At 60.8% G+C, this 217-nt stretch carries 1 protein-coding gene; it reads left to right on the top strand.

All coding sequences use genetic code 11. The annotated features are described in order from the left end of the window. Positions 1-217: hypothetical protein (locus OC71_RS28305; RefSeq protein WP_041075060.1), on the top strand; the 217-nt coding region annotated here is incomplete at both ends.

Here is a 217-nt window from a genome sequence, read left to right as displayed (position 1 = left end):
TACCTACTACGTCGACAACGTCGGCGATGTGATCATCGAAACCGACAGCTCGCCAACCGCCTACGACCGGGTGTTCTCTTCCATCGATTACACCTTGGGCAACAACGTCGAAAACCTGTTGTTCGTCGGCAGCGCCAACCTGCGCGGGATCGGCAGCGACGTCGCCAACCGCATGACCGGCAACGCTGGCGACAACTACCTCGACGGCGGTCTGGGC

The organism is Pseudomonas sp. W15Feb9B (assembly GCF_000828175.1).
In the GTDB taxonomy this organism is placed as follows: domain Bacteria; phylum Pseudomonadota; class Gammaproteobacteria; order Pseudomonadales; family Pseudomonadaceae; genus Aquipseudomonas; species Aquipseudomonas parakoreensis.
Note: the sequence above shows the minus strand (reverse complement) of the source record. Positions and strands in the feature narration are given on the sequence as shown.